This is a genomic window from Streptomyces sp. NPDC005794 (genome assembly GCF_042871445.1).
Taxonomy (GTDB): Bacteria; Actinomycetota; Actinomycetes; order Streptomycetales; family Streptomycetaceae; genus Streptomyces.
Window position 1 is genome coordinate 1 of the sequence record NZ_JBIAIN010000012.1, and the last position, 16,803, is coordinate 16,803.

Below are 16,803 nucleotides of genomic sequence, written 5' to 3' on the forward strand. Positions count from 1 at the left end.
CGACACGCCGTCGACACTCTCGATCAGGTGACCAGTTGTCGTACTCATCAGGCTCACTCCTTCGGGGAGATCCACACCTGATTCATGACACTCCCTCCGCTGCAGCGGAGCGTGGTCCACTGGCACCCCTTCTGGTCCACCTCGCCCGGTCGCACGCCTGCGGCCTGGGTGGAGCTGCGGCAGCGGACGCACAGCACGACGTCCTGAGCGCGCCGAACGCGGTCCGCGTTCGGCGCACTCGGGACGCCATGCCCGGTGGTCACGACCAGGGGAGCACGAGGGTTCCCCAGGCGACGAGGGGGCCGACCGCGACGATGCCGCCGGTGTAGCTGATGACCTGGCGGTAGAAGCGTCGGGTGTCCACTCCGCGGGCGTTGCCGAGTACGAGCGCGCCGTTGGTGGAGAACGGAGAGGTGTCGACGATCGTGGTGGACACCGCCAGGGCCGCGATCAGACCGGCGGCGTTGAGGTGGCTGGAGAGCAGCAGCGGCACTGCGAGGGGGATGATCGCGGTGAGGATCGCCGTTGAGGAGGCGAACGCCGAGGTGATGGCTACGGTGAAACAGAGCACCAGGGCGACGCCCAGCGGGGAGCCGAGGTCTGCGGCGTGCTCGGAGATGTCCTTGATGATGCCGGCCTTCTCCAGCATGGCGATGTAGGTCATCATGCCCGCCACCAGCAGCAGGGTGGACCAGCTGATGCCGTCCACGGCCTTCTCCTGCCGCTTCATGTCCAGCAGCGCCAGCAGTGCCCCGGCAAACAGTGCCAGGAAGCCGATCTCCAGATGGAAACCGAGCGCGCCGATGACCAGCGCGAGCAGACAGGCGAGCGTGAGCCATTGGCGCCAGTCGAGCCTGCCGGCCTCGGCGTGCTCCTCGTCGTCGGCCTCCTCGTGCGCATTCTCCGCGAGTGGGGCGGGACGCTTGGCGAGGAGTACGTACGTGATGACCGACAGCAGCAGGTTGATCGCGAAGCTGGCGCTGAACAGGGCCACGGGCGAGACGTGCAGCTCGGTGTCGTCGACCAGGCCCAGTACGAGTGCGCCGGACACCGCGAGGGGGGAGAACGCGCCCGCGTGCCCCCCGCTGATCACCATCATGCCGGCCACAAGCGGGTTGATCTTGTACCGGTAGGCGAAGTTCATCGCGATCGGCACGAGGAGCGCTACGGCGGCAGGGGTGAAGGTGCCGAAGGCCGTGAGCGTCGCGGCGACCAGGAACAGCACCCAGGGGATGAGCGCCACCTTGCCGCGTACCAGCCGCACCCCGGCCCCGACGAGCCAGTCGATGGTGCCGTTGCGGCGCGCGACGGAGAACAGATAGGTGACACCGACGATCGTCACGAAGAGTTCGACCGGAAAGCCCTCGAAGATCTCGTCCTCGGTGAGGCCCAGTGAGGCGGTGCCGACGGCAAAGGTGGCGACGAAGGCGAGGATGCCGAGGTTGATCGGCAAGATGGTGCCGACCACGAACATCACCAGCAGTGCGCCTATGGAGATCAATTCAGCAGACATCATTGTCCTTGGTGCGGCGGGGGCAGGGCAGCGCGCGCCCCGAGGCGCGCGAGACCAACCCGGGGGACACGGGCGCGTACAGGGCCCTATGGGGTGACGGGCATCGGGTCAGGCGGCCTGTGGCCAGCCTGCTTCGGGCACGTAGATTCGGGCGTCCGCGAGCAGTCGCGCCGCCCGCTGTACGGTGACCCGGCCTGGCAGACCGTCCTGTACGTGCGAGCAGCGGACCGCTACCACTCCGGCGGGAGTGCCCAGACGCAACCACTCGCCGGTAGGGCCGCCGGTGGCCTGATGCACTACTGAGTCCTTCAGTAGGCCCGCGGCCGCGACGGCTACGGCGGAGGTCAAACCGATCGCGGGGTGGGGGGAGTTCATGCTGAGCATGCGCACCGAAACGTCGTAGTCCTCGGCCGCCACGGACTCTCCGAGCGTCGTGGTGTAGGGGGCCGCACGGCCGACCAGACCGACCTTGGGGACAGCGTCGCCGGGTTCCTGGCCGGGCTCGAGCAGGCCCATCAGTGGTGCGGCGGCATGACGGACGCTGCGTAGCCAGGGCGCGTCCGTACGCATCTGCTGCAGCGTCTCGGAACCGGTGCGGTCAGCACTTATGGCGTCAACGAGAATGACCGGGGCGCCGGCGTCCACCATGCTCACCAGGAGCGGATCCGCGGAACCGACGACCCTCATCTCCTGCACGGCCTCGCCGGTGGGCAGGAGGGAGCCGGTGGTGCTGCCGGCCGGCTCGCGGAAGGTGAGGCCGACCGCGACACCGCCCGCCAGGGTGCCCGGCACCGTCTGCGTGCCGAAGTCGTGCACCACGCCGCCGGCGGTGTCCACGAGCCCTTCGAGTACGGCGCCGGTGTTGGTGTTGCGCATCACCACACGGGTCTGATCACCGGTGATCGGTACCAGGCCCTTTGCGACCGCGTACAGAGCGACGCCCGTTGCGCAGTTGCCGCAGTTACTCGTCCACTCCACCGAGCCGGTGCCGATGCCGACCTGGGCGAAGAGGTAGTCGATGTCGGTGCCGGGTTCGGGCGAGGCACTCACCACGGCAGCCTTGGATGTGGTGGGGGTGGCCCCGCCGACCCCGTCGAGTTCCACCGGGTCGGCGGAACCGTAGGCCGCGACCAGCAGTTTCTCCAGGGCAGCGCGTTCGGCGGGAACATGGACCTGGTGGAACAGCCAGCACTTGCTGGTGCCACCGCGGACCAGGGTCGCGGGTGTGTGCACGTCTGAGGCTCTTTCTCGATCAACGCCGGTGAAGGACGCGGAGGACGGTTACGGGCGCGTTGCCAATGAGTGAACCGCTCCGGCGAATGCGACGACCTTTGCAGAGGCGTGACTTGGGCACAATGGCAGTCTGCTTCACCTGGGTTTAGCTGAGCTAAACTCTCACGATGCTGAACGTGCGCCGTCTCCTGCTGCTCGCCGAGTCCGCCGAACGCGGCTCACTCACCGCCGCCGCAGAGGCGATGGGAATGACCACCTCCGCGGCCTCTCAGCAGATGTCCTTGCTGGAGCGCGAGGCCGGCCAGCCGCTCGTCGAGCGGCTTCCGCGTGGAATCCGCCCCACCCCAGCCGGCGCCGCCCTGGCCGAACGAGGCCAAGCGATCCGCCGAGAGCTGCGCGCCGCTCAGGCCGACCTGGGATCCTTCGCCGACCTCGATCAGGGCACGCTGCGGCTCGGTTCCTTCCCGACGGCGAGCGCTTCGCTGCTCCCGCTCGCCCTGACCCGTTTCCGCCGCCGCCACTCCGGAATTCGCATCGAAGTGCGCGCAGGGGTCCTGGCGGAGTTGGGGGAGATGCTGCACACCGGCGAGGTGGAGCAGGCATTGCTGTGGGACTACGGCTGGAACCGGATCGACGATCCCGCGCTCGCACTCACCCATCTGCTCGACGACCCGACGGTGCTCGTGGTCCCCGCGGACTCACCGCTGCGCTCGCACCCCTCCGTACGCCTCGGAGACCTCGCCGATCAGGAATGGATCACCCGCGCCGACAACCACCCTGTCGCCGACGTGCTGCGCCGCAGCTGCCGTCAGGCCGGGTTCGAGCCGCGCATCGCCTATGCCTCACACGACTATCAGGAGGCGCAGGCCATGGTGGCCGCAGGGCTCGGCATCGCCCTGGCGCCCCGGCTGGCGCTCACCAGCCGCCGCAGCGATGTCCGGCTGCTCCCCTTCGCCTCTGACGTGCCCGCCCCTACTCGTCGCGTCCTTCTGGCTCGAGCCCGGGCCCGAGCCGCCACTCCGCCCGCCCTGGCGATGGCCCGAGTCCTGCGCGCGGTGGCACAGCGGTTCCAGGCCCCTGGTCTGAACCGGGCCCAGCTCGGAGCGGTCCGACGAGGCTGAAGGGCCAGCATAGTTAGACCGGGTCCTATGTGGTGAGTCGGCGGAGTCGTTTGTAGCAGCAGATGGCGGCTGCGAGGCCGAGGAAGGCGAGGTAGTTGCGGGGGTGGCGATCGTAGCGGTGGTTGAGCCTGCGGTAGCCGGTGAGCCAGGACGTTGCGTCGGCCGCGCGGTGAGGTGCTCGCCGTGGGGCGAGTCCTGTTCCGAGCGGCCTCCCGCCGAACCGGACATGACGGTTTTCCTGTGGGTGGAGTCGAGCACGGCACGGGACAGGTCGATCTTGACCTGCAGGGCGGCCGGCCGCACGGTGTGCTGCTGCCGATCCACTGGGGCACGTTCGACCTCGCACCGCATCCGTGGGCCGAGCCGGGGGAGTGGATGACGGATGCTGCCGGGGAAGTGGGGCAGGCGGTGGCGTTCCCTCGGCCGGGTGAGCCGTTCGAGCCGTCCGGTGAGCTTCCCTCGGATGCGTGGTGGCGTGCGGTGTCGGCGCCCATTGCGCACCCGTGGCGTCGTCCGGAGGTGGCGGGTGCGGCACCGGTGCACCGGGAGGAAGTCGATCTTGCGGGCGAGCGGTGAGGTAAGGCAACGGCGATGCCGAGCGACTCGCTCGGATGCTGAGTGATCTGCCGCGCGAGGACCGGGATCCTGCGTGCAGGGGAGGGGTGTTGCGACCCCCGGCAGTCCTGGAGGGCGACCGTCACAACGAGGTCTGGCTGAACGAGGTCTGGCTGAAGGAGAAGGCTGGGTTCTGAGCGTGGGCCGACCGCGGGCGGACGTTTCCCCATCTCTGAAAATGATTATCATCATGCTACGGTCGTCGCACGCTCAACCTTTGACCTGCCTTTTACTCGGAGTGACCCGTGCGCGTCCCGTCCCGTCCCCTGCTCTTTCCCGCAGTCCTTGCCGCCTCCACCTTGCTCACAGGCTGCTTCGCGTCCACGGTGGCCACCGGCGACGGCGCGGGCGAGCGCCTCCGCGTCGCGATGATGCAGCCGCCGCGCTCGGGCCTGTCCCCGCTCTCCGACGACGCCTTCAAGCTGTCCCGTTGGTCCACGGCGGAGACGCTCGTGAGACTGAACGCGGACGGCGACGCCGAGCCGGCGCTGGCCACCGGGTGGAAGCAGTCCGGCCGGAGCTGGACCTTCACCCTCCGCGAGAGCGTCACTTTCCACGACGGCACCGGGCTGGACGCTGAGGCCGTCGTACGCTCCCTCACCAAGGCAGCTGGCGCCTCCCCCAAGCCCCGCATCCTCGACGGCGTCGAGCTGACGGCGAAGAAGGGGGACGCCGGGACCGTGGTCGTCACTACGGCCGAGGAGGATCCCTTGGTCCCGCAGCGGCTCAGCTCCCCGCAGTTGTCGATCCTCGCGGCGAAGGCGTACCGGGGGAAAACGGTGAGTCCGGTCGGTGCCGGCACCGGTCCTTTCGAGCTGGCCAAGGTCAACGGCACCTCCTCCGCCGCCCTTGACCGCTACGACGACTACTGGGGCGGCACGGCCAAGGCTCCCGGCATCGACGTGACGTTCGTGCCCGACGGCACCGCCCGCGCCGCCGCCCTGCGCAGCGGCGAGGCCGACATCGTCGAGGCGGTGCCCGTCTCGCAGGCCGCACTGCTGGACGAGGACCTGATCACCGAGGTCCCGATGCCGCGCACCAACACGCTGTACCTCAACACGGGGAAGGGTGCCTTCAAGGACCCGGCGCTGCGGGCGGCGGCCCGGGAGGCCATCGACGCCGAGTCGATCGTGAAGGGCGTGTACGAAGGGAGAGCCGACGTCGCCGAGGGGCTGCTCGGGCCCGCTCTGCCGTGGGCGGCCGACCTGCGCGAGCCGGCGCGCCGTGCGAAGTCGGGTGATCCGGCGGGCAGGAGCATCACCATCGGTACGTTCACCGACCGGGCCGAACTGCCTGAAGTCGCCGCCGCGCTGCAACAGCAACTGAAGAAAGCGGGGTTCCAGGTGAAGCTGGAAGTCCGCGAGTACGCCAACATCGAGTCCGACGCCCTGGCGGGCGCGTTCGACGCGTTCATCCTCTCCCGGGCCACCGTCCTCGATTCCGGCGACCCGGCCGCGTACCTGTACAGCGACTTCGCCACCGACGGTTCGTTCAACATCCCCCAGCTCGCCGACCCGGCCGTGGACAAGGCCCTGGACGAAGCTGGTACCACGCCGACCGGTGACGCCCGCCGCCGAGCCGTCGTCGACGCCGAGGCCGCCGTACTCGCCACCGACGCAGCCGTGCCGATGCTCCACGAGCGCGTGATCCAGGGTGACGCCGCCGACGTGGTCGGCGCGGCCCACGACCCGCGCGAGCGGGAACTGGTCACGGTTGACACTCACATCAAGTGAGGCCGACCACAGCGGGGGTGACCCGCGCCTTCTCCCTCGCCGCCGCACTGGCCGCCGTCGGCCTGCTGCCTTGGCTCTCCGGCCGGGACCCGGCCCTGACCGTGCTGCGCGCCCGGTCCGCCGAACAGGAGCCGACCGAGGAGGCCTTGTCCTCGATCCGCCAGGACCTCGGCCTGGACGCCGGCCCGCTCTCCCTGCTCGGCGACTGGGCCACCGGGCTCCTGCGCGGCGACCTCGGTACCTCCTGGGTGTCGGGGACGGACATCCTGCCGTCCGTCGTCTCCGGGCTCCAGGTATCGCTGGGCCTGATGGGCGCAGCGCTGGTCGTGGCGATGCTGCTGGCTGTGGCCCTGGTGGCACCCGTTCTCGTGCGGGGCCGGGGGTCAGCCGGGGCATTCGCCGCCATGGCCGCCGCCGTGCCCGAGTTCCTCCTGGCCACCGTGGCGCTACTGGTGTGCGGAGTGTGGCTGGGGTGGCTGCCGACGTCCGGCTGGCAGGGCCCCGAGTACATGGTCCTGCCCGCACTCGCGCTCGGCGTCCCTGCGGGTGGCCTGCTCGGGCGGCTCGTCGCGGACGCGCTGCCCGCCGTTCTGGACGAACGATGGGTGGAGCTGTGGCGGGGAGCGGGAGTGAGCCGCACCCTTGTCTCGGCCGCTGCGCTGCGTCGCGTACTGCCGCCGCTGGTACCGCAGTTCGGAATGGTCGCCGTCGGCCTGACGGGTGGCGCGGTCGCGGTGGAAACCGTCTTCGCGGTGCCCGGCATCGGACGTACCGCGCTGGGCGCGGCCAAGTCGCAGGACCTGCCGCTGCTCCAGGGAGCCGTTCTCGCTCTGCTCGCCCTGGGCCTGGTCACCGGAGCGCTGGCCGCCCTCGTACGCCGCCGCCTGTTGGGCCCTGCCCTGCGCGACGCCGGGCTCGCGCTGCCACCGGCCCGCCCGGTCCGGGCGCACCCGGCGGTCCCGGCCGCCCTCGGCGCCCTGCTGCTGGCCGCGATCGGCTGGGGCCTGCTCCGCGACCCGTACGCGGTCGACACCACGGCGCGGCTGGTCCCGCCCTCGTGGTCGAACCCGATGGGTACCGACGGGCTGGGCCGCGACGTGCTGGCCCGGCTCGGTCACGGGGCCGCCTCCACGGTCGGCACGGCGGCGGCCGTGTGCCTGCTGAGCCTGGTGGTCGCCCTGGTCCTCGGCTTTCTGCCCGGCGTCGCGGCGGGCGCGGCGGACATCGCCAACGCGCTGCCGCCGGTGATCGTCGGCATCCTGGTCGCGGCGGCTGCAGGTCCCGGTACGGGCGGAGCGGCCCTCGCGGTCGCGCTGATCTCCTGGCCGCCCCTGGCGGCGCATGCGGCGGCGCTGGTGCAGGAGGTACGGGCGTCGGCGTTCCTGACCGCCCAACGCGCCATAGGCGCACCACCGTTGTGGATCCTCACCCGGCATGTCCTGCCGTCCGTCGCCGCCCCGGTCGCCCGCCACGCCCTGCTGCGGCTGCCCGGCATCGCCCTCGCCCTGGCCTCCCTGGGATTCCTCGGCCTCGGCGCCCAGCCGCCCGCCCCCGAGTGGGGCCTACTCCTCGACGAGTCCCGTGCCTACGTGGAACGCGCCCCCTGGGCGGCCCTCGCACCGGCCGCCGCGCTGGCCCTGCTGGCGGGACTGGCTGTGTCGGGTGCGGCGTACGCGCAGGGCCGGGGAGACCGGCGCACGACCGGCCGCACTGTACGAAAGGTGACTGCCCATGCAGTCTGAAGCACTGCTGTCGGTGCGTGACCTGCGGATCGCCTTCGGCGCGGTCGAGGCGGTGCGCGAACTGACCTTCGACGTCCACCCGCGCGAGGTGTTCGCCCTCGTCGGGGAGTCGGGCGCGGGCAAGTCCCTCACCGCCCGGGCGCTGCTCGGCATGGTGCCGCGCGGCGCGACCATCAGCGGCAGCGTGCGGTTGCGGGACTCCGCCGATCTCGTCGCCGAACGCGGACGCCGGATCACCCTCGTCCCCCAGGACGCCCTGTCCGCGCTCTCCCCTGTCCACCCTGTCGGCGACCAACTCGCCGCCGCCGTACGGTCGGTACAGCGCCTGTCCCGCAGGGAGGCGCACGCCCGGGCCGTGGCGGCGTTGGACCGGGTGGGCATTGCGGACGCCGCGCGCCGGGCACGGGCCTACCCGCATGAGTACTCGGGCGGCATGCGACAGCGCGCGGTGATCGCCATGGCAACGGTCAACGAGCCCGATGTCGTCATCGCCGACGAGCCGACCACCGCACTGGACGAGGACCGCCGCGAGCAGGTGCTGCGGGTGCTCGCCGAGCAGCGGGAGGCCGTCGGCGCCGCGCTGGTCCTCGTCACCCACGACCTGGACGTCGTACGGGACCACGCGGACCGCGTGCTGGTGATGTACGCGGGCCGGGCAACCGAACTGGGCCCGGTCCGGCAGGTCCTGGGCCGTCCGCGCGCCCCGTACACGGCGGGCCTGCTGGCCTCGCTCCCGCAGGACGGCCCCCGGCGCCGCCGGCTGCCGGTGCTCCGCGGCACCCCACTCGCGCCGGATGCCCTCGGACCGGGCTGCGCCTTCGCTCCGCGCTGCCCGTCGGCGACGGACCCGTGCCGCGACCGCGAACCCGAACTACGGACCGTGGACGGACGCCTGGTCGCCTGCCATCATGCCGCCGACGGGCTCGACGCTCTCCAGGAGTTCGTGTGAACCACCCCCTGCTGGACGTCCGCGACCTCGTGGTCCGCTACGGGCCGGTGACCGCCGTGGACCATGTCTCATTCGCACTGGACGCCGGTGAGACCCTCGCCCTGAACGGCCCCTCCGGGTGCGGCAAGTCCTCCACGGCCCTGGCAGTGCTCCAGCTACGCCGGCCTGACGCCGGGAACGTCCGCTTCGAGGGGCAGGAACTGACACCCCTGACGGAACGCGAACTGCGCCCGCTTCGCCCGCGCATGCAGCCGGTCTTCCAGGACCCCTACGGCTCGCTCAGCCCCCGCCACCGCATCCGCGACGCAGTGGCCGAGCCACTGAAGGTGCACGGCAGGTGGAACCCGGCCGACGGACCCGCCCGCGTGGCCGAGCTGCTCGACCGGGTCGGCCTCGACCCGTCGTGCGGGGACCGTCGCCCGCACGAACTCTCCGGCGGTCAGTGCCAGCGGGCCGGAATCGCCCGCGCCCTCGCCTCCGGACCGCGGCTGCTCGTTCTCGACGAACCGGTGTCGGCACTCGACGCCTCCGTGCGGGCCGGCGTGCTGAACCTGCTCGCCGATCTCCAGGACGAACTCGGTCTCGGCTACCTGTTCATCTGCCACGACCGGGCGGTCGTACGGCACTTCGCGGACCGGGTGGTCGAGATGCGGGACGGGCGCACCGTCCACCCCTGACTGGTGCACCGGACGTACGCGCGGCGCCTCCGAGCCTCGCGGAACGCAGCCCGGTCCGCCCGTGCGCAGAACAGCGCACGGCGCTCCATCACGCCCGGGCATGCCGGCAACGCCGTGAACAGCACGGCCCTGCCGTCCACCGGGCCCTGTCGGCGTCCTCCTGGATGCCGAGGACGATCGCCGAGAAGGAGCGCGGCAGGCCGCCGTCGTCGGCGGTGCGCCGGCGTAAGAGCCTGCCGTGGCGCGGTAGTAGTTCCGTACGCACTTCGACAAAATCGCGTCACGAGCTCCTGACTACTCGCCGCAGCAAAGGCGTTGGGAGCTAGGATTTGAGCAACGGGATGGCGTGGAATGGAGGCCTGCATGCGCGTCGTCATCAGGGTCGAGGGCGGCGACTCCGGCGGATTGCTGGAGCTCCGGCGCCTCCTGTCGGAGGAACCGGAACTGCGCGGAAGAGTGCGCGGGCAGCTGCGGGAGCCCCTGCCGCCCGACGCCATGGGCCTGGGTGCTGATGCTCTGATAGCCATGCTGGCACCGGGCGGGGTAGCCGCCGTGTTCGCCGGTGCCGTGGTCGCGTGGGTGCAGAGCCGCCGCGGTGACCAGACTGTCACCGTCATCCGTCCCGACGGGACCGAGATCACGATCTCATCCACGCGCGTCAGGGGCTTGGACGCGCAGCAGAACGCCCAGCTGGCACGTGAGTTGGCCGCCGCGCTCGGCGGTGTGGCCGAGACCCCGGCCCCCAGCCAGGCTGACGGCCGGACTGTTGCCTCCACCGACGGTCGTCCGCCGACGCCGCTGCTGCCGTGACTGACGAGGGGACCGGCCTTGCGAGATCGGGCGCACACGCGGTCCTCATCGGCACCGGGCACCATGTGCCCGGCTCGCAGCTGCCGGATCTGCCCGCCGTGGCCACCACACTGGACGACCTCGAGTCGGCACTGCGCGACGTGTGCGGGATCACCGGCCCGGACCGGATCCATCGGGTGCGGGAGGGTGCCGCCGCCGCCGAGGTGATCGCATCCGTCGAGCGGGCGGTCGCCGAGGCCACCGGGCCCGTACTGCTCTACTACGTGGGCCACGGCCTGCTCGGCCCGGCCGACGAGCTCTATCTCGCCACGTACGCGAGCTCCGACCAGGAGCGGATCTCCGGGGCTGTCTCGTACCGCACCCTGCGGGATCTGTTGAGCGACGCGTTCGGCGGGAGCATCGTCGTGCTCGACTGCTGCTTCTCCGGCCGGGCCGCTGCACCGGCCGGCGGTGCGGGACAGGCATGGGAGCCTTTCGCCTCCGCCCGGCCCGACGGCAGTCTGCTGCTCACCTCCGCCTCAGGCTACGACCTGTCCTTCGCGCCGCCGGGGGAGCGCCACACGCTTTTCAGCGGGCGTCTGCTGGAACTGCTGACCACAGGCGATCCGACAGGACCGTTGTGGCTGACGATGGACAGCCTCTACGTGGCCCTCGACCGCCACTTCCGGGACGAGCCGGTCCGCCCCCGCCGCCAGGGCGAGGGCACTCTGGGCACGCTCCCCGTCGCCCGCAACCGTGCCTATCGTGCGACAGGGGCCACCGCTCCCGTCCTCCCGCCCGCCGACGTGCCGTGCCCGTACCCCGGCATGGAGACCTTCAGCCCCGCCGAAAGCAGCCACTTCTTCGGCCGTGACGAGTTGACCGAACGGCTACTGGACGCCGTCTGCGCGCCCGACGCCGAGATACCGGTCGTGGTCGTGGGTGCCTCCGGCGTGGGCAAGTCCTCGCTGCTGCGGGCAGGACTCCTCGCCGGACTCGAACGGCGCCACGCCGGCGCCCCGGCCCCCGAGCTCTGGCCGGCCCTGCTGCTCGCCGCGCCCGGGGCCAAGCCGGTGCGGGCGCTCGCCGAACTGTGGGGGCGGGCGACCGGCCTTGATCCCGCCGCAGTCCACGAACAACTCGCCGCGTCCGACGGCCGCCTGCCGGAACCACTGCCCGGGCGGGTGCCCTGCCGCCTGCTCGTGGTCGACCAGTTCGAGGAGATCTTCACCCGCTGCGAGGACGCGGCGGAACGTGAGCGGTTCATCGAGCTCCTCGCGACCGGCCCGCGCGTCGTGCTTGGTCTCCGCGCAGACCTGTACGGCAGCTGTCTCGCACACCCACTGCTCGTGCGGGCTCTGCGGCACGGCCAAGTGACCGTACCGCCCATGACCGGCGACGAGCTGCGGGCCGTGATCGAGCGGCCCGCCCGGGCCGTCGGCCTGACACTCGAAGCCGGACTCACCGGCCGGCTGCTGCACGATCTGCGCACGGCGCCGGACGCCGAATCCGCGCTGCCCTTCCTCGCCCACGCACTGCGCGAAACCTGGCTCGCTCGCAGCGGGACTGCCCTCACCCTGGCCGGCTACCAAACCACCGGTGGCATCTGGCACTCCATCACCACCACTATGGAAAGCCTGTACCAGGAACTCGACCCGGACGGCCAGGAGGTGCTGCGCGAGCTGCTGATGCGGCTGATCCACCTGACGGCACCGGGCGCGGAGGGCAGCGAAGCCGTCGTACGGCGCCGCGTGGACCAAGCCACGCTGCTGTACGGGTTCACACCGCCGCAGCGTCGGGCCGCCGCCGCCATCCGTGATCGCCTCGCCGCGGCGCGCCTGATCACGGTGGACCGGGACGGGGCCCAGATCTCCCACGAGGCACTCCTGCGCGCCTGGAGCCGGCTACGCCGCTGGATCAATGAGGATCGCGACGGTCTGGTCGCACGCCAGCGCCTGACCGAGGCTGCCCAGGCATGGGAAGCGGCCGAGCGGCACCCGGACTTCCATCTCCGGGGCGGTCGCCTGGAGGACGCCCGCGCTCTGCTGCGCGAGGAACGGCTGCGGCATCGCCAACTGCCCCGCCTCGACCAACAGTTCCTGACGGCGAGCCACGACGCCGAACGTGCCGAGCAGACCCACGAGGCACGCCGTGCCCGACGTCTGAAGGGGGCGCTGGCCGGGGTTGCGCTGGGCCTGTGTCTTGCGCTGATCGCGACCTCGGTCGCCCTCCATCAGCGGTCGACGGCACGCGAGCAACGGACGGTGGCCTTGCAGCGGGCACTGGTCGAGGGGGCGCGCAGCGAGCGAGACGAGCATCCGCTGCTGTCCCTGCGACTGGGACTGGCAGCAGACGAGCTCAAGCCGACCACCGAAGCGCGGGCAGCGATCGTGGACACGCTCACGCGGACGAACGCGCTGGCGAGCTCGGCGGACGACCGTAAGGTGCACGATCAGCCGATGCTGAACCACAACGGCACGCTCGAGGCGTCCGTCGACAAGAACGATGCGGTGGCCCTGTGGCGGATCACGGACAAGGCCGCACGCACCCGCCTTGCGGTGCGTCCCACCGGCTGCACGGTCGTCCACGACTCCCTCGCCGCCAGCACGTTCGCCTTCAGCGGGGACGGCCGGATACTGGCGGGAATGTGCGAGGAAGGCACAGTCGCGTTGTGGAGTATTGCCGATCCGCCAACCGCAGGAGTCCTCCCGTCCGTCGCCACGCTCCAGCTTCCGCGCCTGAACCGGCGGCCGGACGGAGTGGCCTTCAGCGCTGACGGCACACTCCTTGCCGTCGCCGGCCAAGACAGTACCCACGGTGCTGTCGGACTCTGGGACATCCGCGAGCCAGGCGCGCCACGCCGGCTCGCCGTGCTGCGCGACGTCTACGACAGTTCATCCGTGCTCTTCAGCCCGGACGGCCGGACCCTGGTCAGCTCCACGGACCTTGTCACCTTCAAGGAGGAACCGAAGGACCGGAACTCACTCGTCTCGGGGTCAGGATCCACGTTCTGGGACATCACGGACCCGTCGGAGCCGCGCAACCTCACCCGGCTGCCGAAGATGGGCGAGCACATGACCTTCAGCCCAGACAGCCGGTACTATGCCGCCACCGAGGGCAACAGAGTTCACGTCTGGGACGTACGTACGCCCGCGAAGCCCGTGCCCGTTGCGGACTGGCCGGCCCAACGGGGCCCCATGACGACGATGGCGTTCAGTCCGGACGGCACGCGACTGGCGACGGCCGGCGACGTTTCGGACAGTAGCGTGGCGCTGTACGACATGAGAGTCCTTCCACGGTCGAAGGCCCTTGCGCGGTTCGTGGGGCACAGCGGCGGCGTGAGAACGATGGCGTTCACCTCGGACGGCAAGCGGCTCACGTCCTTGGACGACGACGGCCGGGTGCTGCGCTGGGATCTCGAACGCTGGGGCTATCCCACATCCGTGCACACGGTGACGGGCGGCGGTCCGGCGCTCGCCGCTGCGGCATTCACCCCGGACGGCAGAACCCTGGCGACCGGTGGGTGGGGGCAGGACGTCACACTGTGGGATCTGACCGACCCCCGCCGGTCGAAGCGCACGGCGGTGATACCGGGAGAGGGGTTCGTCTGGGGCATTGCGATCAGCCCGGACGGCAGGACTCTTGCAGTCGGCTACGTGCGCGCGGGGATCCGCCTCTGGGACATATCCGACCGGGCCCGGCCACAGGCTGGAGTGATGTCCCCGGAAGGTGAACGCCTCAGCACCTTCCTCCAGTTGTCAGCCACGGGCGGGGCTGTCGCCCCTGACGGAAAGCTGCTGACGGTGAACGGGCACCAGCTCCGGGAGCCGAACGGCGGTTCTTCTGACGTCGTGGAACTGCCGGGCAGCCACGGCACCTCCTCCTTCTCGCCGGACGGCTCCGTACTCGCCACTCAGGGGTACGACCACGACGTCATGCTCTGGGACGTCACCCAACCGCGCAAGCCACGGCGGGTCGGCAGTGTGCCGGAGACCGGCAAAGAGATCGGCGAGGTCGCCTTCCACCCTGGGGGAACGCTCGTGGCCGGACTTCAGAGCACTGGTGAGGTCGGACTGTGGAACGTGGCCGACCCCGCTCGGATCCACCAGGCCGCCCTGCTGAACGGACACAACAAGGAGGTGATGGACATCGCCTTCCGCCCGGACGGCCGCTACGCCGTCACCGTCAGCCGTGACGGCGGAGCCCTGGTCTGGGACCTCGGCCGCCTTCCTGAGATCACCGCCGATCCCATCGCCATGGCCTGCATGGTGGCGGGCGGCGGCCTGACCCGCGAGGAGTGGAAGAAGCGCGTCCCGGGTGCGCCCTACGTCGACACGTGCGCCTGACCGGCATCGAGCGGACCTGGACGGTCGGCTCGACGCACCTGCTCTCCGCGCGAGCGGAGGTGTACGTGATCGACGATCTGTTCTTTCTCAAGTGCGGCCGCGGTGGCCCGTCAGTACTGCGGAGCACGCGGGCCGAGTCGGCGGAGTGGATGACGGACACCAGGCAGGAACGATCTGGTCCGGCTTGCCCGGACGCCGGTCGCCGGACGGCCCCGAGCTCTTCGCGCGTCGGGCGTCCCGACGGCCAGCGGTGTCCCGCGGACGGGCGCCGGACGTGGCGGTGAAGCGGCTCTGTCGCTAAGCGACCGTGAGCACGATCTTGCCCTGGATGTGCCCTCGGGCGGCGCGTTCGTGCGCTGCTCGGGCATCCGCGAGCGCAAACGTGCTGTCGATTGCGACGCGCACCGTGCCCGCGTCGAGCAGGCGCCCCAGTTCAGCCAGCTGCGCGCCGTTCGAGCGGACCTGGGCGCTCGAGACCGTGACGCCCAGCTTCGCGGTCTCTTCTTCGTCGAAGTCCCCGGGGAGCACGGGGAACTGGTGGCCGCCGCGCCTGAGCGTGCGCAGGAAACGCTTGCTGTCGGGGCCGCCGACGGTGTCGAGAACAAGGTCGACATCGTGCACGAGTTCTTCGGGACGACTCCTGGTGTAGTCGATGAACTGGTCGGCGCCGAGCTCGTTCAGGAACGATTCATGCGCGCCCGATGCCACCGCGATGACACGGGCGCCCCGCCATTTCGCCAGCTGTACCGCGAAGTGCCCCACGCCGCCCGCAGCGCCGTTGACGAGCACCGTCGTGCCGGCACCGAGTGCCGTCGGGTGATGCCGTGCCTCCTGGAAGGGCGAGGGGTGATCGTGTCCGACCTCGATCAGGAACTGCCACGCGGTCAGCCCGGACATGGGCGCCCCGGCGGCGTGCACGTGGTCGATGCCGGCCGGCTTGCGTGCGAGGTCCGATGCCGGTGCGGCCACGTACTCGGCATACGCCCTGCCGTCGAAGCTGGGGAAACGCAGAAGACCGAAGACTTCGTCGCCGACGGAGAAGCCTTCCACGTCCGCGGCGACGGCCTCGACGACGCCGGATACGTCCGTCCCCGGAATCACCGGCAGACTGACCCTCGATTCCGTCTCCCCGGGCATCTTGGTCAGCCCGCCGCGCAGGTACCAGTCCGGAGGATTGACGCCGACCGCGTGCACGCGAACGAGTACCTCACCCGGCCCCGGATCGGGAATCGGCGCCTCGCCGTAACGCAGAACTCCGGGGCCGCCGTGCTCATGGAGCCGGATCGCCCTCATCGTGTGTGTCGGCATCATTTTCTCCTGCCCGTGCTGCGGGATAGGCTTATCCGGATCAGCGATCCATATAACTGGACCACTGATCCGAATATATGGACCACTGATCCAGATAGTCAAGAGGGGCAGATGCGGGCCGACGCCAGGAAGAACCGTGACCACCTGCTCGCAGTAGCGGGCGACGCCATCACCGAGCAAGGCGTCGACGTATCGCTGCGCGACATCGCGCGCAGGGCCGACGTCGGGCTCGCGACCCTGCTGCGTCACTACCCGACGCGCGAGGCGCTGCTCGACGCCCTGCTCCGCACGAGCTTCGACGAGCTGACGGCAAGGGCGAGCGAGCTCGAGACGTCGAGTTCGCCCGAAGACGCTCTCGTTTCGTGGCTGCGCGACTGCGTCGCGTGGACAACCGAGTTTCGGGGCGTGACAGTGCTGATGGCAGCAGCCATCGAGGACACCGAGTCCGCACTCCACGCTTCGTGCGTCACCTTGCGCGCCGCCGGTGCGCGGCTCCTCGCCCGAGCCCAGGCCACGGGCGAGGCGCGGGCCGACATGGATGGCACCGATCTGTTCGCGCTGGTAGCGGCGCTCGCGTGGCTCAGTGATCAACCCTCGCTCGCCCCACGCGCCGATCACCTCTTCGACGTCGTCGCGAGCGCGGTCCTGACGAATCCGGCGAGCAGCGAAGTCTCCGGCGGACACGGCCACCTGGGCACGCGCCGGCGGTCCTGACGTCGCTCCGCAGCCGGAGATCCTCGAACCGTACGGCTGCCGGCTGCCGGCTGCAGGCCGCCG

General features: G+C 70.8%; 11 protein-coding genes and 2 pseudogenes. 9 read left to right on the forward strand and 4 right to left on the reverse strand.

All coding sequences use genetic code 11. The features are described 5' to 3' along the window. Positions 1 to 259: 259 nt before the first annotated feature. Positions 260 to 1,516, reverse strand: a complete 1,257-nt coding sequence (locus ACFYQ5_RS20030) for an SLC13 family permease (RefSeq protein ID WP_389199119.1) — start codon at positions 1,514 to 1,516, stop codon at positions 260 to 262. A gap of 105 nt (positions 1,517 to 1,621) precedes the next feature. Beyond that, positions 1,622 to 2,746, reverse strand: coding sequence for a PrpF domain-containing protein (locus ACFYQ5_RS20035; protein WP_389199121.1), 1,125 nt, complete (start codon positions 2,744 to 2,746; stop codon positions 1,622 to 1,624). 167 nt (positions 2,747 to 2,913) lie between these two features. On the opposite strand from ACFYQ5_RS20035, the gene ACFYQ5_RS20040 reads away from it, so the two are divergent. Next, complete coding sequence (locus tag ACFYQ5_RS20040; protein ID WP_389199123.1) at positions 2,914 to 3,867, forward strand: LysR family transcriptional regulator; 954 nt, start codon at positions 2,914 to 2,916, stop codon at positions 3,865 to 3,867. Positions 3,868 to 3,892: 25 nt separating this feature from the next. Here ACFYQ5_RS20040 and ACFYQ5_RS20045 read toward each other — a convergent pair. Next, a pseudogene (locus ACFYQ5_RS20045) lies at positions 3,893 to 4,018 on the reverse strand (IS5/IS1182 family transposase); the annotation flags it as partial. Between the two features lie 125 nt (positions 4,019 to 4,143). Here ACFYQ5_RS20045 and ACFYQ5_RS20050 point away from each other — a divergent pair. From ACFYQ5_RS20050 to ACFYQ5_RS20080, 7 genes and pseudogenes are all read left to right on the forward strand, one after another. Beyond that, positions 4,144 to 4,443, forward strand: a pseudogene (locus ACFYQ5_RS20050) (MBL fold metallo-hydrolase); the annotation flags it as partial. A gap of 284 nt (positions 4,444 to 4,727) precedes the next feature. Then, on the forward strand, positions 4,728 to 6,215 hold the full coding sequence (locus ACFYQ5_RS20055; protein ID WP_389199124.1) for an ABC transporter substrate-binding protein: 1,488 nt from the start codon (positions 4,728 to 4,730) through the stop codon (positions 6,213 to 6,215). Beyond that, a complete protein-coding gene (locus ACFYQ5_RS20060; protein ID WP_389199126.1) occupies positions 6,212 to 7,957 on the forward strand; it encodes an ABC transporter permease subunit in 1,746 nt (581 codons plus the stop codon). Before ACFYQ5_RS20055 ends, ACFYQ5_RS20060 begins: the two co-directional genes overlap by 4 nt. Beyond that, positions 7,947 to 8,906 carry an ABC transporter ATP-binding protein gene (locus ACFYQ5_RS20065; RefSeq protein ID WP_389199128.1) on the forward strand — a complete coding sequence of 320 codons (960 nt, stop codon included), beginning with the start codon at positions 7,947 to 7,949 and terminating at the stop codon, positions 8,904 to 8,906. Before ACFYQ5_RS20060 ends, ACFYQ5_RS20065 begins: the two co-directional genes overlap by 11 nt. After that, on the forward strand, positions 8,903 to 9,583 hold the full coding sequence (locus tag ACFYQ5_RS20070) for an ATP-binding cassette domain-containing protein (RefSeq protein WP_389199130.1): 681 nt from the start codon (positions 8,903 to 8,905) through the stop codon (positions 9,581 to 9,583). The genes ACFYQ5_RS20065 and ACFYQ5_RS20070 overlap by 4 nt, the downstream gene beginning before the upstream one ends. A gap of 363 nt (positions 9,584 to 9,946) precedes the next feature. Beyond that, positions 9,947 to 10,393, forward strand: coding sequence for a hypothetical protein (locus tag ACFYQ5_RS20075; RefSeq protein WP_389199131.1), 447 nt, complete (start codon positions 9,947 to 9,949; stop codon positions 10,391 to 10,393). Then, a complete protein-coding gene (locus tag ACFYQ5_RS20080; RefSeq protein WP_389199133.1) occupies positions 10,390 to 14,718 on the forward strand; it encodes a hypothetical protein in 4,329 nt (1,442 codons plus the stop codon). The genes ACFYQ5_RS20075 and ACFYQ5_RS20080 overlap by 4 nt, the downstream gene beginning before the upstream one ends. A 297-nt stretch (positions 14,719 to 15,015) precedes the next feature. Here the strand turns inward: ACFYQ5_RS20080 and ACFYQ5_RS20085 are convergent, their stop codons facing one another. After that, entirely contained in the window at positions 15,016 to 16,026 is a 1,011-nt protein-coding gene (locus tag ACFYQ5_RS20085) for an NADP-dependent oxidoreductase (protein WP_389199436.1), read from the reverse strand. Between the two features lie 111 nt (positions 16,027 to 16,137). On the opposite strand from ACFYQ5_RS20085, the gene ACFYQ5_RS20090 reads away from it, so the two are divergent. After that, the gene (locus tag ACFYQ5_RS20090; RefSeq protein WP_389199135.1) at positions 16,138 to 16,740 is read left to right on the forward strand and encodes a TetR/AcrR family transcriptional regulator; all 603 of its coding nucleotides are present in this window, start codon (positions 16,138 to 16,140) and stop codon (positions 16,738 to 16,740) included. Positions 16,741 to 16,803 lie beyond the last annotated feature (63 nt).

Coding starts and splice junctions, on each gene's coding strand:
- ACFYQ5_RS20030 (WP_389199119.1), bottom strand. CDS start 1,516: ATGATGTCTGCTGAATTGATCTCCATAGGCGCACTGCTGGTGATGTTC.
- ACFYQ5_RS20040 (WP_389199123.1), top strand. CDS start 2,914: ATGCTGAACGTGCGCCGTCTCCTGCTGCTCGCCGAGTCCGCCGAACGC.
- ACFYQ5_RS20065 (WP_389199128.1), top strand. CDS start 7,947: ATGCAGTCTGAAGCACTGCTGTCGGTGCGTGACCTGCGGATCGCCTTC.
- ACFYQ5_RS20075 (WP_389199131.1), top strand. CDS start 9,947: ATGCGCGTCGTCATCAGGGTCGAGGGCGGCGACTCCGGCGGATTGCTG.
- ACFYQ5_RS20085 (WP_389199436.1), bottom strand. CDS start 16,026: ATGCCGACACACACGATGAGGGCGATCCGGCTCCATGAGCACGGCGGC.
- ACFYQ5_RS20090 (WP_389199135.1), top strand. CDS start 16,138: ATGCGGGCCGACGCCAGGAAGAACCGTGACCACCTGCTCGCAGTAGCG.